Origin of the sequence: Actinophytocola sp. NPDC049390, from assembly GCF_044466355.1 — a bacterium.
Classification (GTDB): domain Bacteria; phylum Actinomycetota; class Actinomycetes; order Mycobacteriales; family Pseudonocardiaceae; genus Actinophytocola.
Map to the genome: position 1 here is coordinate 209,739 of NZ_JBITMQ010000009.1, position 22,998 is coordinate 232,736.

Consider the following 22,998-nt stretch of genomic DNA (forward strand, 5'->3'; position numbering starts at 1 on the left):
GGCGGCCCGCCGTGTTCCCTACGCGGTGCGAATGGTGACGTCGCCGCTCTGCGCGCTCGCCTCGATGGGTGTGCCGGACGGGTCGTCCTCCAGGTCGTTGGCGATGTCGCCGCTCTCGGTGGACGCCGTGACGTGGTACGCGCCACTCGGCACGGTCACGTCGATGCTCCCGCTCTGCGTCTCGACGGAGACGCTGTTCACGGCGTCGAGCCCGACCCGCACGTCACCCGACTCGGCACCGGCCACGACCGCGCCCCCGATACCGCTCAGGTCGAGCGTGCCGGACTGGACCGAGGCGTTCACCTGGCCGACCACGTCCCGGACCGTGATGTCGCCCGACTCCGCCGTCACGTTCACCGTCGCCACCCCCGTGACCTCGACGGTGCCCGACTGGACCTCACCGCTGACCCGCACGTCGGCCGGGACGGTCAGCTCGTAGTCGATCGAGCAGTCGCGGACCGGGCACGCCTCGATGACCAGCACACCGTCCTCGACGCGGTGGCTCTTGCCCGGCATGTCGCCCCCGTACCTGACGGTACGCGCGACCTCGGCGGTGTCACCGACCTTGATGGCGACGTCGCCCGAGTCGTTGGCGAACCGCACCTCGGTGATCGTCTGACCGAGCGTCTCGCGGTCGTCGAAGCTGTCCTGCCCGACCCACCCGCATCCGGCAAGGACGAGACCGGCCGCTCCGACCGTGATCCCCGCCACCACGCGCATGCTCCCCATCTGCCACGCCTCCGCTCAGCTTTCCTGTGTGGGCACGACGTTATGGCCGACCGCGGGGCCCGGACATCCGGGACGCCCCCGAGTCGCCCCTGGGGAAACCCTCACCCGGGCGTCTCACATGCCGGGAAATCGTTCCCACTATTCAGGAGAGGGGAGTTACGGTGCGACCATGCGACGCTGGTTCATCCTCGCCACCGGACTCCTGGCACAGGCGACCACGTCGAGCTTCCTCTACGGTCTCCCGTTCCTCATCCCCGCGCTGCGGACCGACCACGGCCTGTCCCTGACCTCGGCCAGTGTGCTGATCTCGGCGCCGCTGCTCGGCCTGCTGCCGGCGCTGATCTCGTGGGGCGCGGCCGCGGACCGGTTCGGCGAGCGGGTCGTGATGACGACCGGGCTCGCGCTGACCGGTGTGCTGCTGCTCGTGAGCCTGACGCTGCCGGGGTTCGTGCTCTTCGGACTGGGGCTGCTGGTCGCCGGAGCCGCGTCGGCGTCGGTGAACGCGGCGAGCGGACGGGTGGTGCTCGGCTGGTTCAGCGCACGCGAGCGCGGGCTCGCCATGGGCATCCGGCAGACCGCGCAGCCCGTCGGCGTCGGCATCGCCGCGGCGACCCTGCCACCGCTGGCGCACCACTTCGGCGTCGCGACCGCGGTCGCACTGCCCGCGGTGCTGTGTCTCCTGTCGGCGCTGCTCGTGTGGTTCGTGGTCGTGGACCCACCCCGCCCGGAACGGACGGTGGCGGCCGCCGAGTCGCCGTACACCGGCCGGGTCGCGACCACGCTGGTCCGCCTGCACACGGCCAGCGCGATGCTCGTGGTGCCCCAGTTCGTGGCGGCGACGTTCGCGGTGACCTACCTCGTGTCGGAGCGGGGCTGGAGCCCGGTGGCGGCGGGGCAACTCGTCGCGGTCGTGCAGATCGCGGGCGCGGCGGGCCGCATCCTGGCCGGCGTGTGGTCCGACCGGGCGGGAAGCCGCCTGCGCCCGATGCGCCTCATCGCGTTCGGCGCCCTCACGACCATCGTGTTGTGGGGCGTCGGCGACGCGCTGGACCTGCCGTGGCTGGCGATCGCCGCGTTGCTGGCGGCACTGGTCGTGTCGGTGACGGACAACGGTCTCGGCTTCACCGCCACCGCCGAGCTGGCGGGCCCGTTCTGGGCGGGCCGCGCCCTCGGCGTGCAGAACACGGGCCAGAACATCGTGGCCATGGCCGCCGCACCGCTGTTCAGTGCGTTGATCACCGCGTTCGGCTACCCGCTCGCACTGGCCCTGGCCGCCGTGTTCCCCGCGGCGGGCGCGGCGCTGACGCCGGTGGCGGGCGAGTCAGCGGCGCGTCTCGACGCGGTGGAAGTTGAGGTACGCCCGTGACGGCGTCGGGCCGCGTTGTCCCTGGTAGCGGGAGCCCGCGACCGTGGAGCCGTAGGGGTTCTCGGCGGGGCTCGTGAGCCGGAAGAGGCAGAGCTGCCCGATCTTCATGCCGGGCCACAGGGTGATCGGCAGGTTCGCGACGTTGCTCAGTTCCAGTGTGATGTGCCCGGTGAACCCGGGGTCGATGAACCCGGCGGTCGAGTGGGTCAGCAGGCCGAGGCGCCCCAGGGACGACTTGCCCTCCAGCCGCCCGGCGAGGTCGTCGGGCAGGTTGACCGACTCGAAGGTCGACCCGAGCACGAACTCCCCGGGGTGCAGGACGAACGGCTGGTCGTCGACCGTCTCGACAGGTGCCGTGAGGTCGTCCTGCTGCTGACGCGGGTCGATGTGCGTGTACTTCGTGTTGTTGAAGACACGGAAGAACCGGTCAAGCCGCACGTCGATACTCGACGGCTGGATCATCGCCTCGTCTAACGGATCCAGCCCCAACCGACCAGAAGCCAGCTCTTTGCGGAGGTCACCATCACTCAACAACACCCGCCTACCCTAGCGAGAGCCGTCGTCGTATAGGATCTGGCGGCACACTGCGGATGTAGTTCAATGGTAGAACATCAGCTTCCCAAGCTGAGAACGCGGGTTCGATTCCCGTCATCCGCTCCAACGCTTCTCATCAGCCCTTTTGTTGGCTGACAAGCAGGTAGCGCTCGTCAGTGATGGGGCCTCCCCACAGTTGTGGGTCGTTCAGGTTGTGTACTGAGACCTCGCCGCTGTGTGGGGTGACCAGTTCCCGGCAGCGGGCTGCTGTCAGGCCCGCGCCTGTGTGCCAGCGGCCCTCCACCAGTACGAGGCGGCCGCCTGGGCGTAGCAGTTCGAGCCACCGGCCCACCACCGCTTCGGGGTCGGGCAGTGTCCACAGCACGTGCCTGGCGAAGACCACGTCGTACGACGACGGTTCCAGTGGTGGGAACGCGGCGTCGCCTTCCCGGACCTCCGCCACGCCGGCGACCTTGGCGGCGGCCGCTGCCACCATGGCCGGTGACCGGTCCACGCCGGTCACCTCGTAGCCCTCTTCCGCCAGCAGCAGTGTGATGCTGCCTGTGCCGCAGCCGAGGTCTGCGACGCGGGCGGGTGCGGGTGGGAGTGCCGACAACAGCAGCTCCCGCCACGCCGACCGTATCTCCGGGGCTCGCAGGCCGTGGTCCGGTTGCTCGTCGAACCTGGCCGCCTCCGCGTCCCAGTCAGACGCCGACATACGTCGCCAGGTGTTCGCCGGTCAGGGTCTTGCGGTTCTTCACCAGGTCGGTCGGGGTGCCTTCGAAGACGATCCGGCCGCCGTCGTGGCCCGCGCCCGGGCCCAGGTCGATGATCCAGTCCGCGTGGGCCATCACCGCCTGGTGGTGCTCGATGACGATGACCGACTTGCCGGACTCGACCAGGCGGTCCAGCAGGCCCAGCAACTGCTCCACGTCCGCCAGGTGCAGGCCTGTGGTCGGCTCGTCCAGGACGTAGATTCCGCCCTTCTCGCCCATGTGGGTGGCCAGCTTCAGGCGTTGACGTTCGCCCCCTGAGAGGGTGGTCAGGGGCTGGCCCAGGGTCAGGTAGCCCAGGCCGACGTCCTCCAGGCGGTCGAGGATCCTGTACGCCGCCGGGGTGGCCGCCTCGCCGTTCGCGAAGAACTCCTCGGCCTCCGCGACCGGCATCGCCAGGACCTCGCTGATGTTGCGGCCGCCGAACTTGTACTCCAGCACCGACGCCTGGAAACGCCTGCCCTCGCACTCCTCGCACGTCGTTTCCATCGTGGCCATGATCCCGAGGTCCATGTAGATGACCCCGGCGCCGTTGCACGCCGGGCACGCGCCCTCGGAGTTGGCGCTGAACAGCGCCGGCTTCACGCCGTTGGCCTTGGCGAACGCCTTGCGGATCGGCTCCAGCAGGCCCGTGTAGGTCGCCGGGTTGCTGCGGCGCGATCCGCGGATCGGGGTCTGGTCCACGACCACGACGCCCTCGCGACCCTCGACAGAACCATGGATCAGCGAGCTCTTGCCCGACCCGGCCACCCCGGTCACGACCACCAGCACGCCGAGCGGGATGTCGACGTCCACGTCCCGCAGGTTGTGCGTCGACGCGCCACGCACCTCCAGCGCGCCGGTCGGCGTCCGCACGTCGTCCTTCAGCACCGTGCGGTCGTCGAAGTGGCGACCGGTCACCGTCGTGCTCGCGCGCAGCCCGTCGACCGTGCCCTCGAAGCACACCTCGCCACCGCCGGTGCCCGCGCCCGGCCCCAGGTCGACCACGTGGTCGGCGATCGCGATGGTCTCCGGCTTGTGTTCCACCACCAGGACCGTGTTGCCCTTGTCCCGCAACCGGAGCAGCAGGTTGTTCATCCGTTCGATGTCGTGCGGGTGCAATCCGATCGTGGGCTCGTCGAACACGTAGGTCACGTCGGTGAGCGACGAGCCGAGGTGGCGGATCATCTTGGTGCGCTGCGCCTCACCACCGGACAGCGTGCCCGCCGGCCGGTCCAGCGACAGGTAGCCCAGACCGATCTCCACGAACGAGTCCAGCGTGTGCCCCAGCTTCTCCAGCAGGGGCGCCACCGACCTGTCCCTGACCCCGCGCACCCACTCGGCGAGGTCGCTGATCTGCATCGCGCACGCGTCCGCGATGCTGACGCCCTTGACCTTCGACGACCGCGCCAGCTCCGAGAGCCGGGTCCCGTCGCACTCCGGGCAGGTCTGGAACGTGACGGCCCGCTCGACGAACGCCCGGACGTGGGACTGCAGGGAGTCGACGTCCTTGGACAGCATCGACTTCTGGATCTTCGGGACCAGGCCCTCGTAGGTCAGGTTGATCCCCTCGACCTTGATCTTGGTCGGTTCCTTGTAGAGCAGGTCGAACAGCTGCTTCTTCGTGAACTTGCGGACCGGCTTGTCCATGTCGAAGAACCCGGAGCCGCTGAAGATCCGGCCGTACCAGCCGTCCATGCTGTAGCCCGGGATCGTGATGGCGCCCTCGTTCAGCGACTTCGACTCGTCGTACAGCTGCGTCAGGTCGATGTCGTTGACGCTGCCCCGGCCCTCACAGCGCGCGCACATGCCGCCGGTGATGGAGAACTCCCGGCGCTCCTTGAACTTCTGCCCGCCCTTCTCCAGCGTCACCGCGCCCGCGCCGCTGATCGACGCCACGTTGAACGAGAACGCCTGCGGCGACCCGATGTGCGGCGTGCCCAGCCTGCTGAACAGGATCCGCAGCATCGCGTTGGCGTCCGTCGCGGTGCCGACCGTCGACCGCGGGTCGGACCCCATCCGCTGCTGGTCGACGATGATCGCGGTCGTCAGCCCCTCCAGCACGTCCACCTCGGGGCGGGCCAGCGACGGCATGAAGCCCTGCACGAACGCGCTGTACGTCTCGTTGATCAACCGCTGCGACTCGGCGGCGATCGTGCTGAACACCAGGGAGCTCTTGCCCGAGCCCGACACCCCCGTGAAGACCGTCAGCCTGCGCTTCGGCAGCTCGATACTGACGTCCTTGAGGTTGTTCACGCGTGCGCCGTGCACGCGGATCAGGTCGTGGCTGTCGGCGGCGTGGGCGGCGGGCGCCTGCTTGGCGGTCTTCGGCGGCATGGGTCTGTCTGTCTCCAAGGGTGGGGCGGGCCGGGCTCAGGCCACTTGCTGGATGCGGAGCAGGTTGCCCGCGGGGTCACGGACGGCGCAGTCGCGGATGCCGTACGGCTGGTCGGTCGGCTCCTGGACGATCTCGGCGCCCTTGGCCTGCAGGTGCTCGAAGAGGCCGTCGAGGTCCTTGGACGCCAGGTTGATCCCGCCGTAGGTGCCCTTGGCCATCATCTCGATGATCGTGTTGCGCTCGTCATCGGTGAGACCGGGGTCCACGGCGGGCGGCGTCAGGACGATGGACGTCTCCGGCTGGTTCGGTGGGCCGACGGTGAGCCAGTACAGGCCGTTGTAGCCGACCTCCTTGCGGAGCTCGAAGCCGAGGATGTCGCGGTAGAAGGCCAGCGACTCGTCCCGGTCGTTGTGCGGGAGGTACGCGGAGTGAATCGTGATGTCCATGGCGGTCACACTAGGAGCGGCCCGCGGCCTGTGCTTCTCGATTCCTGACCGGTCTCGTGACCTGCTTCGCCACGCACGGCGGCATGCCCTCCGTCGCCTGCCGCGCCTCACGCCGGTATGTGCTGGGCGGCACGCCGACCAGTTCGGTGAAGCGGGTGCTGAACGTGCCGAGCGACGAGCAGCCGACCGCGAAGCAGACCTCGGTGACGCTCATGTCACCGACACGCAGCAGGGCCATGGCCCGTTCGATGCGCCGCGTCATCAGGTAGGAGTACGGCGACTCTCCGTACGCGGTCTTGAACGCACGGCTGAGGTGCCCGGCCGACATGTTCACGCCACGCGCCAGTGCCTCGACGTCCAGCGGATTCGCGTACTCCCGGTCCATCCGGTCGCGGACCCGGCGCAGCAGCGCGAGGTCGCGAAGGCGCTGCGCGGGCGCGGGTCTGCCGGTCACGACGCGATGGTGCCACAGGTGCGCGGGTGACGATAAGCCCGCTCAGGCGTCCATGTGCTCGCGCATGGCGGGCAGGGCGTACTCGCGGACCGTCGTGAGCACCTCGCGTGCCAGCGCCTGGAACGGCCGCCCGACCTCCAGCTCCCACCACAGCTCACCGATCGGGTAACCGCCGACCTCGACCACCGAGCCGATCGGGGCCTGCCAGCCCATCCACTGGGCCTTCGCCGCCTCGCTCGCCGGGTAGTACGGGCGCACCCGCAGCTGCTCGGCCCACTCGTCCCGGGACATGACACCGATGTGCAGGGTGAAGCGGACGGCCCGCGCCGTGAAGGAACGTGCCTGCTCGACCGCGACCTCGCCCCAGTGGTTCGGGCCCTCGATGCGGAAGCGGCGGCCGACGCCGAAGAATCCGAGCGCGCGTAAGCCCGGGGCCAGGTTCGTGTCGACCATGAACCTGAACCAGTCCTGCGCGTTGCGCTCGATCTCGGATTCCATATTGCCACTAACAGTAGCGTCGCGAACCCGTGGAGTGCTAAGCGTTCGCTATCCAGAATGGATCGTGAGAACAAACTCACCGACCGCGTCACGCGCGCCGAACTCAGTCGTCCCCTGTCCGGAGTAGTGCCGGCAGGAGGACGAGAAGATGACACCGAACACCAACCCGCCGACGGGGCGCACGGCGCACAGCGCCGTCGGCGTCGCGCTCATCGACGGTGTCCCGCTCGTCCGCGAAGGCCTGTCCGCGCTCGTGCACCGCACACCGGGGCTGCGCTGGGTCGGTGCGGCGGAGAGCCCCTCGGTGGGCCTGCGGTTGTGTGAACGGCTGCGGCCGGACGTCGTGCTCGTCGACTCGGGACTCGACCCGCGCGGACAGCTGAGCCACCTGCTGGCCGCCAACCGCGACCTCGGGGTCGTGCTGATGGTCGACGAGGCTCGCCGGACCACCCAGTACGTCGCTGGCGCCGTCACCGGGGGCGTGCGCGGGGTCGTGCTCCGGACCGCGCAGCCACCGCAGCTCGTGAAGGCCATCCAGAGCGTGTGCCAACCGGACGGGCGCTACGTCGACGCCGCGCTGACCGTCAACCTCACGGCCCCGGTCGCCGGCCCCCTCCGCCCGAACGGCGCCCGCCAGCCGTTGTCGCAGCGCGAGCACCAGGTGCTGCAGCTGATCGCCGACGGCCTGGAGAACCAGGCGATCGCGAACGTCCTCTTCGTCTCGGTGGAGACGGTCAGGACGCACGTGAAGAGCATCCTGCGCAAGCTCGCGTCGCGGGACCGCACGCACGCGGTGGCCGTCGCGTTCCGTTCCGGTGTGCTCACGTTGGATGGCGCCGCACACCGCTCACGGCCCGGCGTGAACTGACTTACACCCCTCCCACCTGCCGAAAGTCACCTTCTCGAGCGGTGTGCTTGCCGTGCTCTACTGGCTAGTAATATCCTGAAGTTACCGACGGGTAGCAGATCTTTCGCGGAACCGCGGAGAACGGGGAGCCAGGAGATGGGCCACTACAAGAGCAACGTCCGCGACCTCGAGTTCAACCTGTTCGAGGTGTTCAACGTCCAGGACCGGCTGGGCAAGGGTGTTCTCGCGGAGTCCGACGAGGAGACCGCGCGTGGTGTGCTCGCGGAGCTGAACCGGCTGGCCACGGGCCCGCTGGCGGAGTCGTTCGCGGACGCCGACCGCAACCCGCCGACGTACGACCCGAAGACCTTCTCCGCGAAGCTCCCCGAGTCGTTCAAGAAGGCCTACCAGCTGATGTGGGACGGCGACTGGTGGCGGATCGGCCTGACCGACGACCTCGGTGGTCTCGGCCTGCCCCCGACCGTCCAGTGGGCGTCCGCCGAGCTGATGCTGGGCGCGAACCCGCCGCTGTTCATGTACATGTCCGGCCCGAACATGGCGCAGGTGCTGTTCCGCAACGGCACGGACGAGCAGAAGCGCTGGGCCCAGTTCATGATCGACCGCGGCTGGGGCGCCACGATGGTGCTGACCGAGCCGGACGCGGGCTCCGACGTGGGCGCGGGCCGCACGAAGGCCGTCCAGCAGGAGGACGGCTCGTGGCACCTGGACGGCGTGAAGCGGTTCATCACCTCGGGTGAGCACGACCTGTCCGAGAACATCATCCACCTGGTGCTGGCGCGCCCCGAGGGCGGCGGCCCCGGCACCAAGGGCCTGTCGATGTTCGTGGTCCCGAAGTTCCACTTCGACACCGAGACGGGCGAACTGGGCGAGCGCAACGGCGCCTACGTGACCAACATCGAGCACAAGATGGGCATCAAGGCGTCCACGACGTGTGAGCTGTCGCTGGGCCAGCACGACACGCCCGCCAAGGGCTGGCTGGTCGGCGAGGTGCACAACGGCATCGCGCAGATGTTCCAGGTCATCGAGTACGCCCGCATGATGGTCGGCACGAAGGCCATCGCGACGCTGTCCACCGGCTACCTGAACGCGCTGGACTACGCCAAGGAGCGCGTGCAGGGCGCGGACCTCACCCAGATGCTCGACAAGACGGCCCCGCGGGTGGCCATCACCGCCCACCCGGACGTCCGCCGCAGCCTGATGATGCAGAAGGCGTACGCCGAGGGCCTGCGTGCCGTGTACATGTACACGGCGACGTTCCAGGACCAGGTGTGGACGGGCGAGGGTGACGAGGAGGCCCAGGACCTCGCGAACCGGGTCAACGACCTGCTGCTGCCGATCGTGAAGGGCGTCGGGTCCGAGCGGGCCTACGAGCAGCTGGCCCAGTCGCTGCAGACCCTGGGTGGCTCCGGCTTCCTGCAGGACTACCCGATCGAGCAGTACATCCGCGACGCGAAGATCGACTCGCTGTACGAGGGCACCACCGCCATCCAGTCGATGGACTTCTTCTTCCGCAAGATCGTCCGCGACAAGGGCCAGGCGCTGACCCACGTGGCCGGCGAGATCACGAAGTTCATCGAGTCCGAGGGCGGCAACGGCAGGCTCAAGGAGGGCCGCCAGCTGCTCAAGCAGGCCCTCGAGGACGTCCAGGGCATGCTGGGCTCGCTGATCGGCTACCTGACCGCGTCCCAGAACGACGCGGCGAGCGTCTACAAGGTCGGCCAGCACAGCGTGCGGTTCCTGATGGCGGTCGGCGACCTGCTGATCGGCTGGCTGCTGCAGCGCCAGGCCGAGATCGCGATCGCCCGCCTGGACGAGGGCGCCGCCGAGAAGGACAAGGCCTTCTACGAGGGCAAGGTCGCGGTGGCGACGTTCTTCGCCAAGAACGTCCTGCCCGAGCTGTCCGCGGGCCGCAAGATCGTCGAGGCGGCGGACAACGCCCTGATGGAGATCGACGAGTCGGCCTTCTGACCGACTGAACGCACGCACCGGCCGCGGGTCCTGGCGACCCGCGGCCGGTGTCGTCCTCGGCCAAGGAAACGATCAGGTCACGCTCAAGGTGTGACCACGGCCGATAGGTGGTACTGCTGAGGCCACCAACCCTCTGGCTGAGGAGCACTCATGTGGTCAGTAGGCGCAATCATCGGACTTCTCATCGCGGGCATCGTCCTGGGCATCCTCGGACGACTCCTGGCTCCTGGTGAACAGAAGATCCCGTTCTGGTTGACGATCGTGGCAGGCATCGTCGGCGCACTGATAGGCAACCTGATCGCAGGCTGGGTGGGTGTGCGGGACACCCCGGGCATCGACTGGTGGCGTCACATCTTCCAGATCATCGCGGCCGTGGTCGCGGTGACGCTGGCGGCGTCGCTGTACCCGAAGGCTCGCGCACGCGCCTAGCGCCCTGAATCAGCGAGGGGCCTCCGAAACCCGTGTTCCGGAGGCCCCTCGGCCTGCGCGTTCCCCGATCACTCGGGTGGCTTCGGCGCCTCGCACACGATCTTCGGCTGCGGGTTGTACCGGACGGTTCTGGTGTGGCGGGAGACCTCGCGACCCGAGCCCGCGTCGCGGATGATCCGGGTGTCGGAGGTGGTGAAGCCGGGCGCGCCGTTGCTGGCCTTGCAGTTCTCCTCGGGGCCCTTCTTCTCCTGCGGCGCCGTCTGGTCCGTGCGGCCGCCGGTGACGGACTCGACCTCGTACTTCTTCGTGCCCCAGAGCTTCACGGTGATCGTCGACGGCGTCCAGATCGTCTGGATGGCCACGCCGGTCTCCGAGTTGTTCTTGAACTTCAGGTCGATGACGCTGTTGCCCGCGTGGTCCTGGAACACGGTCGCCTCACGCGCCGCCGGGTAGCGGCTGATGTAGTAGCTGTGCTCCTTGTGCCCGGCGTCCTCCATCGCCGCGAAGTACGCCGCGTTGTAGAGGGTCGTGGCGAATTGGGAGATGCCGCCGCCGACCTCGCGGCCCGGTGCGCCGTCCTTGATCACGCCCGCCTCGACGTAGCCCTGGGCCTTGGTCCTCGGGCCGGTGTGACCGTTGAGGCTGAACGTCTCACCCGGCTTCACGATCGCGCCGTCGACCTCGGCGGCGACCACACGGATGTTGACACCGGAGTCCGCGGCGAAGCCCTGGGTGGTGAACTCGCCGATGACCTCCTTGATGCCGAGCTTGTTCGCGGCGTCGGTGGTCACCTTGGCCGGCTTCGGCGCGTACGTGGCCTTCAGCTCCCGGCCGTCGGACTTCTTCAGGACGTCCATGACCGGCTTCAGCGTCTTGCCCCAGTCGACGGCCTTGCCGTCGACGGACGGCTCGACCTTCGGCGCGCCGGAGCTGAAGACGATCTCCGCGTCCTTGCCCTCGATCTCGGTGGACTTGAGCTGCGGCCCGACCGCGGCCACCAGCTTCTTCTGGTCGATGCTCGCCGTCAGCCCGCCGTCGTCGGCGGGCTTGAACACCAGCGCGCCCGCGATCACGGCGGGCTCGATCGTCGCGTCCTTGCCCTCGCCGTGGACGACCACCGGTCCGGACACCGCGGCCTTGGCGACCTCGTCGACGGCCTTCCGCACGCCGGCCGCGGTCGTCTTGACCTTGGTGATGCTCACCGGCAGCTGCACCGCCTTCCCGGTGGCCCAGTGGTCGACGAGTGCCTGGCGCGCACCGGCGACGTCGAGCTTCTGGCCGGGCTTGGGGTCCACCGCGACCGGCTCGACCCCGTCGAACTTGACCGTGCCCTCCGCGGGCTTGCGGTCGATCTTCGGCTGGAGCGCCTTGACGGCGGCGTCCAGCTTCTTGTCGTCGGTCTCGGTGACGACACCCATCTCCTGCGTGCTGAAGAACGACGTCAGCCGCGTGATCGGGTTCAGCGGCTGCTCACCGGTGCGGGCCAGGGTGGCCTCCCAGTCGATGGCCAGGCCCGCGTCCGCCGCGTTGACCTCGACGTCGACGTCGCCGCCGCGCACCTGCACCGGCTTCTCGAGCCGCGGCTCGATCTCGTCACGCAGGATCCGCTCCGCGTCCTCGTGGGACTCGCCGCCGACGTCGATGCCGACCACGCTGACCCCGCGCGGCACCTCCCCGCTGCTCAGCAGCAGGTCCACGCCGTAGAGGACGACCAGGGCGGCGAAGACCGCGCCCGCGATGATGCCCGCTTTGCGCAGTTTCTTGCCCTGCGCGTCACCCGCGGGCTGCCCGGGTGCCTGAATCCTGACCGTCGGCTCGTCACCAGGGGTTCGCGTGACCGGCGTGAGCACTTCGGTCTTCTCGGCGTGTGACTCCGGCCATTGGTGCTCCACGACTTGCCTTCCCCTAGAGATACAAACCCGTGCCGTGCTCGATCCGCTCGCTCGCGATCGCGTGCAGGTCGCGCTCGCGCATCACCAGGTAGGTCTGCCCGTGGACCTCTACCTCGAGCTGGTCCTCGGGGTTGAACAGGACCCGGTCGCCGACCTTCACGTTCCGCACGCTCGTGCCGACGCCCAGCACGTCACCCCAGGCCAGACGCCGAGCCATCTGCGCGGTCGCCGGGATGACGATGCCACCGGTGCTGCGCCGTTCCCCTTCCTCGGGAGTGAGCTGCACCAGCACCCTGTCGTGCAGCATCTGGATCTCGAGTTTGAGTTCTGGCACCGAGGAATGGTAACCGCCGACCCCCGGCTAACCGCGTGCCGCCTCCACTGCCGACTTGAGTCGCGCGAGGGTGTGCTCCATGTTGCGCTGATTCTGATCCGCACGGTCCCGCACACCCGTGACGAGGTTCGCGAACGGCCTGAACCAGGCGGGCCGCCGGTCCCACGTGCGCTCCTCGACGACGCACCCCACCCCGGCCGCCACGATGTCGTACTGCCAGCGGGACACCGGAATGCCCGCGAAGGAGGACACCTCGAACGCGAACCGCCGCCCCGGCTCGGCGTCCGTGACCGTCGCCGTGGTGCTCCAGCGCCGCCACGCCCGCCTGTTGTGCCCACGGAACCGGGCGCCGACCGCCGCCTCGCCGACCCCGCCGAGCCAGGTGGCGCGGTCGAGCTCCTCGGTCAGCTCCGACATCTTCGGCGGGTCGCTGACCAGCGCGTACACCACGTCGGGTGACGCGTCGACCACGGTCCGCGCGGACGCGCTCGGTTCGATCATCGTTCCTCCGGCTCAGGACGAGCGGCGCAGCATCCGTGTGATGCCCGCGGCGACGGTGGTCGCGAGTATCCACCCCGACGCGACGAGCCCGGCCGTGATCCACTGGGACGCGCCGTCGAAGTGCCACCGGTTCTTGTGCCCGAAGTCGACGATCGGGACGAGCTGGTCGATCGTGAACAGCACCGGGTTCCACACGAGTTTGTCGTCGGCGTTGGACTCGACCGGCACCGGTTGCAGCGAGAACCACACCGACCCCGCGATCAGCAGCGCGACCAGCCACAGCAGGGCACGCATCGGCCGGTAGCCGTAGCCGACCATCCACCGCTGCAGCCAGCTCCACAGCACCACCGGGAAGCCGAGCAGGCGGTACCCGTCGGCGAGCGCCGCGTACCGCCAGCGCTGCTTGTCGATGAGCACGGTCGAGGCGTGCTCCTCGTTGCCGCCCGCACGCAGCATCGTGGCGAGCTGGTCGTACGGCCCCGGCCGGTAGTTGTCGCCCATGGCGTTGCGCAGCAGCTTGAGCCGGTGCTTGACCTGCGCGTCGTCGTCCAGCTCGATCGGCTTGGCGAGCGCGTCGTAGCGGAAGTCGTGCAGCGCGATGTGCCCGGAGGCGTCCCAGAACTTGTCGTTGTCGGCCAGGTTCGCGCAGCGGGCGTGCTGCAGGTTCACGTGGCCGCGTGGCGCGGCGGCGACGTCGACCCGCAGCTCCTGGGTGATCAGGCCGAAGGCGTTGATCGCGGTGACGTTGAGCCGGGAGCCGAGCTCGGCGCCCTGGAAGTTCGTCTGCCTGCCGATCTCCGCCCGCCGGATCCGGATCTCGCCGTGCGCGGAGAACGGCTGACCGTCGCCGCGGGCACAGACGAGGTCGCGGCCGATCTGGGCGACACGCAGGTCGACCGACGGTTTCTGGGACTGGTCGCGCCGGTACCTGCCCGGGCTGAGCAGCCGGGAGGCACGGAGGTCGAAGTTGGCGCCGATCTCGGCCTCCGGCAGCAGGATCGACCCGAAGACCACGAGGCCGCGGGCGTCCAGGTTGCCGCCGGTCGTGAAGCGGCGGCCCTCGACCACGTCGCCGCCGCGGTTGCTCAGCACCGAACCGTCCAGCACGACGCTGCCGCGCGTGTTCACGTCGACCAGCCGCACCTGCCCCGCGATCCGGGTGTTCCGCGCGTCGATGCCGCCGTCGATCTCGGTGCCGTCGAGGTGCAGCGCGCGGTAGCGGTACGGCCCGGGGGCGTCCGTCATGCCGGTCCGCTCCTCGAACGGCTCCGCACGCTCGGACATGTCGATGGTGGCGCCGGACAGGCGCAGCGAGCCGCCGATCCGCCCGTTGACGATCCGCAGCGTGCCGGTGCTGGTGAAGTCCTTGTCCAGGTCCACGTTCCCGGAGACCTGCATCCGGTCGGCGATCAGCGTGGCCCTCGGGTCGAAGAACCGCTGGTTGCCGCCGTCGCTGTAGTCCTCGTCCGCGGGCCGCAGCAGCGCGCCACGCAGGGAGAAGTCGCTCTCGATCCGCGCGCTCGGCAGGGACAGCCGCCCGATCGCGGTGAACCGCCGGATGCTCGACGCGACGCACTGAAAGTTCCCGCCGACCTGGAGGCCGTTGCCGTCCAGCGCGTACCCCTCCGGGTTCTCGAGCAGGGCACCGGCCAGGTTCACGTTGCCACCGGTGCGCAGGCCGGGGATCCGCATCTGGCCGCGCACGTCCACGTTCGCGGCCAGGAGCGCGCCCGCGAGCTGCAGCCGGTCGGCGTGCAGCGCGTACCCGCCAACGTTGACCAGCTTCGTGCCGGTCAGTTCGAGCGAGCCGCTGATCTCGGCGTCCGTGAGGTCGACCCGGCCCTCGATCCTGGTGCCGCCGACGAACCGCAGGTCGTTGTCGCTGTAGAGGTTGCGGCCCTCCAGGCCGGGCAACCTGCAGGTCGCGAACTCGCAGCCGGCGAGGTTGGTCTGCCGCAGGTCCGGCGGGTCCTCGAACCGGCAGCGGACGAACTCGAGCAGGTGCGGGAACTCGACCGCCCGCAGGTCGAGGACACCGACGATGTACTTGTCCGTGAACCGGAGGACGGGCGGCGTGGTGGCTCGCCTGCGCCCCCACGCACCCGCGGGGCGCGACCCACCCGGACCGGGCTCGAACGCGAAGATCTGGCGCACGATCTCCTCGGCCCGCACCCTCGCCCACTCGGGCGGCTGCGGGTCGAACGGTTCCAGCCTGCGGCCAGGTGGCTCCTCGGTCATCAACCGCCCCTCAGTACGCACGTGCATGGCGCGACACTCCGACGCGACCCGGTCACGCACGGTTCCCCCGCCGCGGCAACCTGTGGATCAAATGTTGCACACCGGGCGCGGGAGGGGTCCCGGTCCTACATCAGCACCTTGCCCAGGAACGACTTCGTGCGTTCGTGCCGCGGGTTGGCGATGACGTCGCGCGGGGTGCCCTGCTCGACGACCACGCCGCCGTCCATGAACACGAGCGAGTCGCCGACCTCGCGGGCGAAGCCCATCTCGTGGGTGACCACGACCATCGTCATGCCGTCCTCGGCCAGCTGGCGCATGACCGCGAGCACCTCGCCGACCAGCTCGGGGTCGAGCGCGGAGGTCGGCTCGTCGAACAGCATCAGCTTCGGGTCCATGGCGAGCGCCCGCGCGATGGCGACCCGCTGCTGCTGGCCGCCGGACAGCTCCCGCGGGTAGGACCGGGCCTTGTCGGCGAGGCCGACGCGGTCGAGCAGGTCGAGCGCACTGTCCCTGGCCTTCGCCTTGGCGATGCCCTTGACCTGGACCGGGGCCTCCATCACGTTCTCGCACGCGGTCATGTGCGGGAACAGGTTGAACCGCTGGAAGACCATGCCGATCTCGCGGCGCTTCGCGGCGACCTCCTGGTCGCGCAGCTCGTAGAGCTTGTCGCCCTTCTGCCGGTAGCCGACGAGCTCGCCGTCGACCCAGAGCTTGCCCGCGGTGAGCTTCTCGAGGTGGTTGATGCACCGGAGGAACGTGGACTTGCCCGACCCGGACGGGCCGATCACGCACATCACCTCGCCGGGCATGACCTGCAGGTCGATGCCCTTGAGCACCTCCAGCCGCCCGAAGTGCTTGTGCACGCCCTCCGACTTGACCATGGGCGTGCCGGTCTGCTCGGTCATGCCAGCCCCGATTTCGGCCGGCCGAGCCCGAAGAACCCCGCCTTGCGGGCGGGTACCACACCTCGGGCGTACCGGCGCTCGATGAAGTACTGGACAACCGACAGCAACGACGTCAGCACGAGGTACCAGATGCTCGCCACGACGAGCAGCGGGATCTGCTGGAGGTTGCTGCCGTAGATCAACTGGACCTGGCGGAACAGGTCGCCGACCGCGATCACGCTCGCGAGGGACGTGGTCTTGAGCATCGAGATGGTCTCGTTGCCGGTCGGCGGGATGATCACCCGCATGGCCTGCGGCAGCACGATCCGGCGGAGGATCTTGAGGCGGGTCATGCCGAGGGCCTCGGCGGCCTCCGTTTGTCCCTGGTCGACCGACAGGATGCCCGCGCGGACGATCTCCGACATGTAGGCGGCCTCGTTCAGGCCGAAGCCGAGCACCGCTCCCGCGAACACCGGGATGAGCAGGTTGGAGTCGAAGTAGACGAACTCCGGGCCGAACGGGACACCCAGCGACAGCACCGGGTACAGGATCGCGATGAACGACCAGAAGATGACCTGCACCAGTACCGGCGTGCCGCGGAAGAACCAGGCGTAGAGCCACGCGATGCCGGAGACGATCGGGTTCCGCGAGAGCCGCATGACCGCCACGACGACGCCGAGCACCACGCCGATGACCATCGCGAGCGCGGTCAACTGCAGGGTGATCAGCAGTCCGTCCAGCACCCGGCCGGAGAACAGGAAGTGCCACACCACGTCCCAGCGCCAGGCCGGGTTCGTCACCAGGCTGTTGACCAGCATCGCGGCCAGGACGAGCAGCACCACGGCCGCGATCCAGCGGCCGGGGTGCCGCACGGGCACCGCCACGATCTTCTCGGGCGGGAGCCGGCCCTCCTGCTGGTCGGTGTCGGAAGACGCCATGCTCAGTAGATGGCCCCGTTGATCTTCGACTCCTCGATGGCGCCGCCGCCGGTGCCCCAGTTGTCGAGGATCTCCTGGTACGAACCGTCGTCGATGAGCTTCTGGACCGCGCCCTGCAGGGCCTCCTTCATGGTGCCCGCGTTCTTCGGGATCGCGATGCCGTACGGGGCGGTGTCGGTGTCCTCACCCATCTTCTCGAACGCGTCGCCGGTCTTCTTCACCGCGTAGTCGACGACCGGGCTGTCCGCCATGTACGCGTCGATCCGGCCCGCCTGCAACGCCGCGTTCACGTCGGTCTGCAGCGGGAAGCCCTGCGCCGTCGGCGGCTCCTTGCCCGCGTCCTGGCACGCCTTCACGATCGAGCCCTCGGCGTCGGGCTTGGTCAGCTGGTCGAGCTGGGTGGTGCCGTTCTGCGCGCCGACGGGCTTGCCGCACAGGTCCTCGATGGTCTGGATGTTCTTCGGGTTGCACTTGCGGACCATCGTCGAGGTGCCCGCCTCGAAGTAGGTGACGAAGTCGACGGTCTGCTCGCGCTCCTTGGTGTCGGTGAAGGACGACATGCCGAGCTCGTAGCGGCCGGCCTGGATGCCCGCGAGGATGCCGTCGAACGACGAGTTGACGTACTCCACCTCGACGCCGAGCACCTTGCCGATCGCGCGCCCGAGGTCGATGTCCATGCCGATCGGCTCGTCGGAGCCCTCGAGGGTGTACTCGTTGGGCGCGTACGAGGCGTCGGTGGCGATGACGATCTTGCCGTCGGCCTTGACCGCGGCCGGGACCTTGGCGCCGAGCGCGCTGTCCGCGGCGGCGTCGACGGCGAGCGGCTTCGGGTCGGGCACGTCCGACGGCTCGCCCGGGGTGCACTCGCTCCCACCGTTGCCGCCACCGCCGCCCTGGTCCGCAGGGTTCTCGGTCGTGGCACCGCAGCCGGCCGCGAACAGGGTCGCGGCGGTGCACAGCACGGTCAGCACGGTCAGGCGGGTACGGGACACTTCGTCACTCCTCGAGCCTTACTGGCGGTCTGAGTGCACGCATCCTGCCATTTGGGACGCGACTCGGCACAGTGTCGGCATGTTACGGACGGGTCACCATGCCCTCGGCCACCCGGTGATCAAGGCCGCGACCAGGGCGGTCCACCCGGTCTGGTGGGTCGCGCCGAGACCCTCGCCGGTGTCGCCGTCGAAGAACTCGCTGAACGTGACGTGCTCGGCCCACAGCGGGGCGTCGCGCGCCTCGACGCGTTTGCCGTCCGATGGCCTGCGACCGTTCTCGTCGGGCAGGAACAGGGCGGCGAGCCGCCGGGACAGCTCGTCGGCCGCGTCGCCGAGCGGCACCGTCGTGCCGGAGCCGGTCGGCAGCTCGACGGTGAACTCCCCGCGGTGGAACGCGTCGATGGTGTGCAGTGCCTGGACCAGCAGGGCGTTCGTCGGGAACCAGACGGGACCGCGCCAGTTCGAGTTGCCGCCGAACATGGCCGTGTGCGACTCGCCGGGCTCGTAGCGCAGCCAGTGCTCACGGCCCGCCACGTTGACCACCATGCCCTCGCGGTGTGCCGCGGACAGCGACCGGACGCCGTGCGGGGACAGGAACTCGGCCTCGTCGAGCATGCGGGCGAGGACACGGCGCAGCTTGCCGTCGTCGAGCAGCGACAGCAGGGCGCTGCGCTCGCCGCCCGCCCGCCAGGTGATGAACTGGCCGAACTCCGGCTGGTGGTGCAGCAGGTAGTTGAGCCGGGCCGCGAAGTGCGGCAGCTCCGCGAACACCCACGGCTCCAGCTCGGCGGTCGCGAGCAGCGGGATGAGCCCGACCATCGACCGCACCCGCACCGGCGTGGACTCGACCGAGCCGTCCCCGTGGGTGCGGGACACGAGGTCGTAGCAGAAGCCGTCCTGCTCGTCCCAGATCCCGCGGGCCGCCGAACCGAACCGCGACGACACCTGCGCGATCGACAGGAAGTGCTCGACGAACTTCGTGGCGACGTCCTCGTAGGCCTCGTCGTGGCGGGCCAGCTCCAGCGCGATGCGCATGAGGTGCAGCGCGTAGGTGGCCATCCACGAGGTCGCGTCGGACTGCTCGAACCGCCACCCCTCCGCCAGCCGCTCGGACCGGTTGACCGGCCCGATGTTGTCCATGCCGAGGAAGCCGCCCTCGAACAGGTAGTTGCCCTCGGGGTCCTTCCGGTTGACCCACCAGGAGAAGTTGAGCAGCAGCTTGTGGAACACCCGTGCCAGGAACACGCGGTCGCCGGCTCCGGTCCGGTGCCGCTCGGCCAGGTACACCTGCAGCGCGGCCCACGCGTGGACCGGCGGGTTGACGTCGCCGAACTCCCACTCGTAGGCGGGCAGCTGGCCGTCCGGGTGCATCATCCACTCGCGGCACATCAACAGCAGCTGGTCCTTCGCGAAGGCCGGGTCGACCATCGCGAACGGGACCATGTGGAACGCGAGGTCCCACGCCGCGAACCACGGGTACTCCCACTCGTCCGGCATGGACAGCACGTCGGCGACGTCGAGGTGCCGCCAGTGCACGTTGCGGGCGCCCGGCCGCGTCCGCTCCCGAGGGGCGGGCGGGTTGGCGGGGTCGCCCTCCAGCCAGTGCCGGAGCCGGAACCGGTAGATCTGCTTCGTCCACAGCAGACCGGCGAGCGCCTTGCGGACGACCGCCCGCTCGGCCGGGTCCTCGTTGGGGATGGTGGCGGCGTAGAACTCGTCGGCCTCACGTTCGCGGGCGGCCATGGTGTCGCGGAACGTGCTGCCGAACGCGCGCCCGTGCCCGTTCCCGGCGATCAGCCGCAGCCGCACCGACACCGACTCGCCCGGCGCCACGGACTCGAAGTGGTACCAGGCGGCGGCCTTCGTCCCCGGCTGCGACGCCGTGCCCGGCTCGACGACCTGGCACGCGTCGGCGATCCCGTTCACGACGTGGTCGTCGATCCCGGCCTTCGTGTACCGGCTGGGGTTGCGGCCGCGCCCGAACAGCCCGATCTCGTCGGTCTCGTTGTCGGTGACGAGCATCGTCGGCGACCCGCTCACCTGCAGCGTGTACCGCCCGATCCGGGAGTGCTCGGCGACCACGCGCGTCCAGCCCTGCGCGGTCGACGCGATCAGCGCGGGCCGCCGCGCGTCCCGGCCCCACGACCACGTGTTGCGGAACCACAGCTGTGGCAACAGGTGCAGGGGCGCGGCCTCGGGTCCCTGGTTGGTGACGGTGATGTCGACACAGAGGTCGTCCGGGGCCGCCTTGGCGTAGGTCACCTGGACGTCGAAGAACCGGTTCTCGGCGAGCACACCCGTGTCGGCCAGTTCGGGCTCGCGCTCGTCGCGCCGCGCCTCGGCCGCCCGCGCACGCAGCTCCTTGTACGGGAACGCGGCCTGCGGGTACCGGTAGAGCACGCGCATCCACGAGTGGGTCGGCGTGCCGTCGAGCACCCACCAGTGCTCCTTGACGTCCTCGCCGTGGTTGCCCTCGCCGTTGGTGAGGCCGAAGTACCGCTCCTTGAGGATGTCGTCCTGCCCGTTCCACAGGGCGACGGCGAAGTTGAGGAACCCGTGCCGGTCGCAGATCCCGGCGATCCCGTCCTCACCCCACCGGTAGGCCCGCGACCGGGCGTGGTCGAACGTGAAGTACCCCCACGCGTCGCCGTGCGGCGAGTAGTCCTCACGCACCGTGCCCCATTGGCGCGCGGCGACGTACGGACCCCAGAACCGCCAGGGCGACGTCATCTCGTTCGACTCGGCCAACCGGCCGTGTTCAGCAGTGCGGTCGGTGACCATGGCCCCCATGATGCCCGTCGCCGGAAGTCGTCACCTCGAGTCCCGATATGGCGGCACCACGATGAGGTCTGTCGTATCCTCGGCTACCGAGCGCAGCCGGGAGATCACTGGGGGACTTGGGGGAGGCCGGGAATGAGCCGTGGGACGAACGAGGCCGAGTGGTGATGCGGACGGGGCGCGGAGTCGAGCTTTCCGTCCACCCGCTGCTCAGTCTCATCCGCAAGGAGCGCATGGGAGAGCCGCACCCGGTGTTCGCCGGAGGCGAGCGGTACGTCTCGCCGCGGTTCGCGGAGGAGGCGGAGCGGGCGGTTGCGCAGGAGCTGCGGGACGCCGGGCTCGGGGAGCGGCGGGACTACGGGGAGTTCCTCGACCTCCTCGGTGTCGTGCAGCACGCGAACCTCGAGTACTACGGCTGGATCACCACCGCTGACGAGGCGTACTCGGTTCTCGTCGCCTCCCGTGGACGTGCCGCGGTCCTCGTCGTGCGGTCCGGCACGCGGGTCCGGTTCGAGCCCTGTGAGCTCGACCGGATGGTGGAGACGCTGGTGTGGCGGCTGCCGGACGTCGGCGTCGCCCGCGGCGAGGCGTTTTCCGTGCCGCAGAACGACTTCCACGCGCCGAGGGGACGGACCGACGGCGGGGTGATGCGGCGTTCGGCGCCCGCGCGGCCCGAGGGCGCCCGGCACCTGGACGCGCTCCTGCGGCTCGAACGGATCACCGTCGCCAAGTTCTACGCCGCCAGGCGGGACGCGAGCGGGGAGCGGCAGCGGTCGCAGCGGTGGCTGACCGTGCTGGACACCGTCGAGGGCCGGTGGGCGTTGTCGGTGACCCATGCGCGGCGTCAGGAGTGGATCCACGTGGCGCCCGGGACCGGCGAGTACATCGGCGCCCGGGTGGCCGAGCTAGCGCGCTGACGCCACGAACACCACCGCGACCGCGACGTACAGCCACATCGCGGGGCCGAGCCCGAGGTGGTCGGCGATCGGGCCGATCACCAGCGGGGTCGTCACCCCGATCTGGGCCACCGCCTCCGCCACCGACGACGTCGCCCCCGCCTCGCCGGGACGCAACGTCATGTAGCGCGCCTGCAGGATGATCCACGCCAGGTTGACCGCCGCGCCGACCAACGCCATCGCGATCGCCGCCGTCACCGTGCTCGGCACCAGGACCAGCAGGACCACGCCCGCCAGCAGGGCGAACGAACACGTGCGGAGCCCCACCCGCCTGCCGCTCGTGCGGCTCGCCCACGCGGCCGCCGCCACGCCGCCCGCGAGGCCGGCCCCCGTCGCGACCGTCGCCAGCGCCGGGCTCAGGTCGTGGTCGGTGATCAGGAACGCCACCGCGAACCCGATGAACGTGTCGTCGAACGCGACGATCGTCGCGACCAGCAGCCCGGCCACGATCACCCTGCGGTCGCGGATCACGGCCATCAGCGCACCGAACGCGCTCGGCTCCTCGTCGTCGCGGACCGGGCGCGGCAGCCGCTGCACGGCGAGCACGACGCCGTAGGCCACCATCATCACGCCCGCGGCCCAGAACGCGGCCCGCCAGCCGAGGCCGGTCCACAACGCCGTCGCCAGCAACGCGGGACCCATCAGGTCACCGACGGCCGCCATCAGGTTCGCGCGGGCCAACGCGGGTTCCGCGTTGTCGCCCGCGATCTCGACGAGCGACACCTCGCCCGCGGTCACGAGCAGGTCGCCGAGCGTCCCCATCACGCACACGGCGACGAACAACGTCCAGAAGTCGCCCGCGGCGGCGAAGACGAACAGACCGGCGCCGTAACCGAAGCCCCCGATCGCGGCCAGCACCCTGCGGTTGGCCCGGTCGACGAGCACGCCGAGCGGCGTGGTCAACAGACCGATGCCCGGGTACAGGAACAGCAGGACGCCGGCCTGGGCGTACGTCAGATCGACGTCCGCGCGGATGGACTCCACCGCCGCGTACGGCAGGTAGGCGACCGTTTCGTCGAAGAAGCGCACGAGGAGCAGCGACACCACCAGTGCCGCCGGGAACCTCGGTGCCAGATCAGATCAATGTCGGAACCATGCACGCA

Annotated in this window: 21 protein-coding genes and 1 tRNA gene; 6 read left to right on the plus strand and 16 right to left on the minus strand. The window is 69.7% G+C overall.

Translation table 11 applies throughout. From position 1 onward, the window contains the following. Positions 1–18 precede the first annotated feature (18 nt). The gene (locus ACIBVP_RS25385) at positions 19–729 is read right to left on the minus strand and encodes a DUF4097 family beta strand repeat-containing protein (RefSeq protein ID WP_396108800.1); all 711 of its coding nucleotides are present in this window, start codon (positions 727–729) and stop codon (positions 19–21) included. 169 nt (positions 730–898) lie between these two features. On the opposite strand from ACIBVP_RS25385, the gene ACIBVP_RS25390 reads away from it, so the two are divergent. Then, positions 899–2,095, plus strand: coding sequence for an MFS transporter (locus ACIBVP_RS25390; protein ID WP_396108801.1), 1,197 nt, complete (start codon positions 899–901; stop codon positions 2,093–2,095). On the opposite strand, the gene dcd is transcribed toward ACIBVP_RS25390, so the two are convergent. Then, entirely contained in the window at positions 2,051–2,632 is a 582-nt protein-coding gene (gene dcd, locus ACIBVP_RS25395; RefSeq protein WP_396108802.1) for a dCTP deaminase, read from the minus strand. The genes ACIBVP_RS25390 and dcd overlap by 45 nt on opposite strands. Before the next feature lie 49 nt (positions 2,633–2,681). Here dcd and ACIBVP_RS25400 point away from each other — a divergent pair. Further along, positions 2,682–2,755, plus strand: a tRNA-Gly gene (locus ACIBVP_RS25400). Positions 2,756–2,765: 10 nt separating this feature from the next. Here the strand turns inward: ACIBVP_RS25400 and ACIBVP_RS25405 are convergent. From ACIBVP_RS25405 to ACIBVP_RS25425, 5 genes are read right to left on the minus strand one after another with little or no spacing between them, the layout of a single operon-like run. Further along, the gene (locus tag ACIBVP_RS25405; RefSeq protein ID WP_396108803.1) at positions 2,766–3,347 is read right to left on the minus strand and encodes a class I SAM-dependent methyltransferase; all 582 of its coding nucleotides are present in this window, start codon (positions 3,345–3,347) and stop codon (positions 2,766–2,768) included. Next, entirely contained in the window at positions 3,334–5,718 is a 2,385-nt protein-coding gene (locus ACIBVP_RS25410; RefSeq protein WP_396108804.1) for an ATP-binding cassette domain-containing protein, read from the minus strand. Before ACIBVP_RS25410 ends, ACIBVP_RS25405 begins: the two co-directional genes overlap by 14 nt. Positions 5,719–5,754: 36 nt before the next feature. Beyond that, positions 5,755–6,165, minus strand: a complete 411-nt coding sequence (locus ACIBVP_RS25415; protein ID WP_396108805.1) for a VOC family protein — start codon at positions 6,163–6,165, stop codon at positions 5,755–5,757. A 10-nt stretch (positions 6,166–6,175) separates the two neighbouring features. Next, positions 6,176–6,619, minus strand: coding sequence for a helix-turn-helix transcriptional regulator (locus tag ACIBVP_RS25420; RefSeq protein ID WP_396108806.1), 444 nt, complete (start codon positions 6,617–6,619; stop codon positions 6,176–6,178). Positions 6,620–6,661: 42 nt separating this feature from the next. Continuing rightward, positions 6,662–7,117 carry a DUF4304 domain-containing protein gene (locus ACIBVP_RS25425; protein WP_396108807.1) on the minus strand — a complete coding sequence of 152 codons (456 nt, stop codon included), beginning with the start codon at positions 7,115–7,117 and terminating at the stop codon, positions 6,662–6,664. Between the two features lie 148 nt (positions 7,118–7,265). On the opposite strand from ACIBVP_RS25425, the gene ACIBVP_RS25430 reads away from it, so the two are divergent. The 3 genes from ACIBVP_RS25430 to ACIBVP_RS25440 all read left to right on the plus strand — a co-directional run bounded on the left by ACIBVP_RS25430 (position 7,266) and on the right by ACIBVP_RS25440 (position 10,382). Next, a complete protein-coding gene (locus ACIBVP_RS25430) occupies positions 7,266–7,985 on the plus strand; it encodes a LuxR C-terminal-related transcriptional regulator (RefSeq protein ID WP_396108808.1) in 720 nt (239 codons plus the stop codon). A gap of 135 nt (positions 7,986–8,120) precedes the next feature. Next, the gene (locus ACIBVP_RS25435) at positions 8,121–9,953 is read left to right on the plus strand and encodes an acyl-CoA dehydrogenase (protein ID WP_396108809.1); all 1,833 of its coding nucleotides are present in this window, start codon (positions 8,121–8,123) and stop codon (positions 9,951–9,953) included. Positions 9,954–10,103: 150 nt separating this feature from the next. Then, positions 10,104–10,382: a GlsB/YeaQ/YmgE family stress response membrane protein gene (locus ACIBVP_RS25440; RefSeq protein ID WP_396108810.1), complete on the plus strand. Its 279-nt coding sequence runs from the start codon at positions 10,104–10,106 to the stop codon at positions 10,380–10,382. Between the two features lie 68 nt (positions 10,383–10,450). On the opposite strand, the gene ACIBVP_RS25445 is transcribed toward ACIBVP_RS25440, so the two are convergent. The 8 genes from ACIBVP_RS25445 to ACIBVP_RS25480 all read right to left on the minus strand — a co-directional run bounded on the left by ACIBVP_RS25445 (position 10,451) and on the right by ACIBVP_RS25480 (position 20,942). Next, on the minus strand, positions 10,451–12,274 hold the full coding sequence (locus tag ACIBVP_RS25445; protein WP_396108811.1) for a VanW family protein: 1,824 nt from the start codon (positions 12,272–12,274) through the stop codon (positions 10,451–10,453). Between the two features lie 13 nt (positions 12,275–12,287). Next, positions 12,288–12,581, minus strand: coding sequence for a GroES family chaperonin (locus ACIBVP_RS25450; protein WP_396108967.1), 294 nt, complete (start codon positions 12,579–12,581; stop codon positions 12,288–12,290). 54 nt (positions 12,582–12,635) lie between these two features. Next, positions 12,636–13,109 (minus strand): SRPBCC family protein, encoded by a 474-nt coding sequence (locus ACIBVP_RS25455; RefSeq protein WP_396108812.1) that lies wholly within the window; start codon positions 13,107–13,109, stop codon positions 12,636–12,638. 12 nt (positions 13,110–13,121) lie between these two features. Next, complete coding sequence (locus tag ACIBVP_RS25460; protein ID WP_396108813.1) at positions 13,122–15,374, minus strand: hypothetical protein; 2,253 nt, start codon at positions 15,372–15,374, stop codon at positions 13,122–13,124. A gap of 98 nt (positions 15,375–15,472) precedes the next feature. After that, the gene (locus ACIBVP_RS25465) at positions 15,473–16,252 is read right to left on the minus strand and encodes an amino acid ABC transporter ATP-binding protein (protein ID WP_396108814.1); all 780 of its coding nucleotides are present in this window, start codon (positions 16,250–16,252) and stop codon (positions 15,473–15,475) included. After that, a complete protein-coding gene (locus ACIBVP_RS25470) occupies positions 16,249–17,169 on the minus strand; it encodes an amino acid ABC transporter permease (RefSeq protein WP_396108815.1) in 921 nt (306 codons plus the stop codon). The genes ACIBVP_RS25465 and ACIBVP_RS25470 overlap by 4 nt, the downstream gene beginning before the upstream one ends. A 2-nt stretch (positions 17,170–17,171) precedes the next feature. Further along, positions 17,172–18,161: an ABC transporter substrate-binding protein gene (locus ACIBVP_RS25475; RefSeq protein ID WP_396108816.1), complete on the minus strand. Its 990-nt coding sequence runs from the start codon at positions 18,159–18,161 to the stop codon at positions 17,172–17,174. Between the two features lie 93 nt (positions 18,162–18,254). Then, positions 18,255–20,942: an MGH1-like glycoside hydrolase domain-containing protein gene (locus ACIBVP_RS25480; protein ID WP_396108817.1), complete on the minus strand. Its 2,688-nt coding sequence runs from the start codon at positions 20,940–20,942 to the stop codon at positions 18,255–18,257. A gap of 164 nt (positions 20,943–21,106) precedes the next feature. Here ACIBVP_RS25480 and ACIBVP_RS25485 point away from each other — a divergent pair, with 164 nt between their 5' ends. Then, positions 21,107–21,856 (plus strand): ESX secretion-associated protein EspG, encoded by a 750-nt coding sequence (locus ACIBVP_RS25485; protein ID WP_396108968.1) that lies wholly within the window; start codon positions 21,107–21,109, stop codon positions 21,854–21,856. On the opposite strand, the gene ACIBVP_RS25490 is transcribed toward ACIBVP_RS25485, so the two are convergent. After that, positions 21,845–22,942, minus strand: a complete 1,098-nt coding sequence (locus ACIBVP_RS25490; RefSeq protein ID WP_396108818.1) for an MFS transporter — start codon at positions 22,940–22,942, stop codon at positions 21,845–21,847. The two genes, ACIBVP_RS25485 and ACIBVP_RS25490, sit on opposite strands and share 12 nt — an antisense overlap. Positions 22,943–22,998: the final 56 nt, after the last annotated feature.

Excerpts from the sequence above, each read along its gene's own strand:
- ACIBVP_RS25385 (WP_396108800.1), bottom strand. The coding sequence starts at position 729 with ATGGGGAGCATGCGCGTGGTGGCGGGGATCACGGTCGGAGCGGCCGGT.
- ACIBVP_RS25390 (WP_396108801.1), top strand. The coding sequence starts at position 899 with ATGCGACGCTGGTTCATCCTCGCCACCGGACTCCTGGCACAGGCGACC.
- ACIBVP_RS25405 (WP_396108803.1), bottom strand. The coding sequence starts at position 3,347 with ATGTCGGCGTCTGACTGGGACGCGGAGGCGGCCAGGTTCGACGAGCAA.
- ACIBVP_RS25410 (WP_396108804.1), bottom strand. The coding sequence starts at position 5,718 with ATGCCGCCGAAGACCGCCAAGCAGGCGCCCGCCGCCCACGCCGCCGAC.
- ACIBVP_RS25415 (WP_396108805.1), bottom strand. The coding sequence starts at position 6,165 with ATGGACATCACGATTCACTCCGCGTACCTCCCGCACAACGACCGGGAC.
- ACIBVP_RS25425 (WP_396108807.1), bottom strand. The coding sequence starts at position 7,117 with ATGGAATCCGAGATCGAGCGCAACGCGCAGGACTGGTTCAGGTTCATG.
- ACIBVP_RS25430 (WP_396108808.1), top strand. The coding sequence starts at position 7,266 with ATGACACCGAACACCAACCCGCCGACGGGGCGCACGGCGCACAGCGCC.
- ACIBVP_RS25435 (WP_396108809.1), top strand. The coding sequence starts at position 8,121 with ATGGGCCACTACAAGAGCAACGTCCGCGACCTCGAGTTCAACCTGTTC.
- ACIBVP_RS25440 (WP_396108810.1), top strand. The coding sequence starts at position 10,104 with ATGTGGTCAGTAGGCGCAATCATCGGACTTCTCATCGCGGGCATCGTC.
- ACIBVP_RS25450 (WP_396108967.1), bottom strand. The coding sequence starts at position 12,581 with ATGCTGCACGACAGGGTGCTGGTGCAGCTCACTCCCGAGGAAGGGGAA.
- ACIBVP_RS25455 (WP_396108812.1), bottom strand. The coding sequence starts at position 13,109 with ATGATCGAACCGAGCGCGTCCGCGCGGACCGTGGTCGACGCGTCACCC.
- ACIBVP_RS25460 (WP_396108813.1), bottom strand. The coding sequence starts at position 15,374 with ATGCACGTGCGTACTGAGGGGCGGTTGATGACCGAGGAGCCACCTGGC.
- ACIBVP_RS25465 (WP_396108814.1), bottom strand. The coding sequence starts at position 16,252 with ATGACCGAGCAGACCGGCACGCCCATGGTCAAGTCGGAGGGCGTGCAC.
- ACIBVP_RS25470 (WP_396108815.1), bottom strand. The coding sequence starts at position 17,169 with ATGGCGTCTTCCGACACCGACCAGCAGGAGGGCCGGCTCCCGCCCGAG.
- ACIBVP_RS25480 (WP_396108817.1), bottom strand. The coding sequence starts at position 20,942 with ATGGTCACCGACCGCACTGCTGAACACGGCCGGTTGGCCGAGTCGAAC.
- ACIBVP_RS25485 (WP_396108968.1), top strand. The coding sequence starts at position 21,107 with ATGCGGACGGGGCGCGGAGTCGAGCTTTCCGTCCACCCGCTGCTCAGT.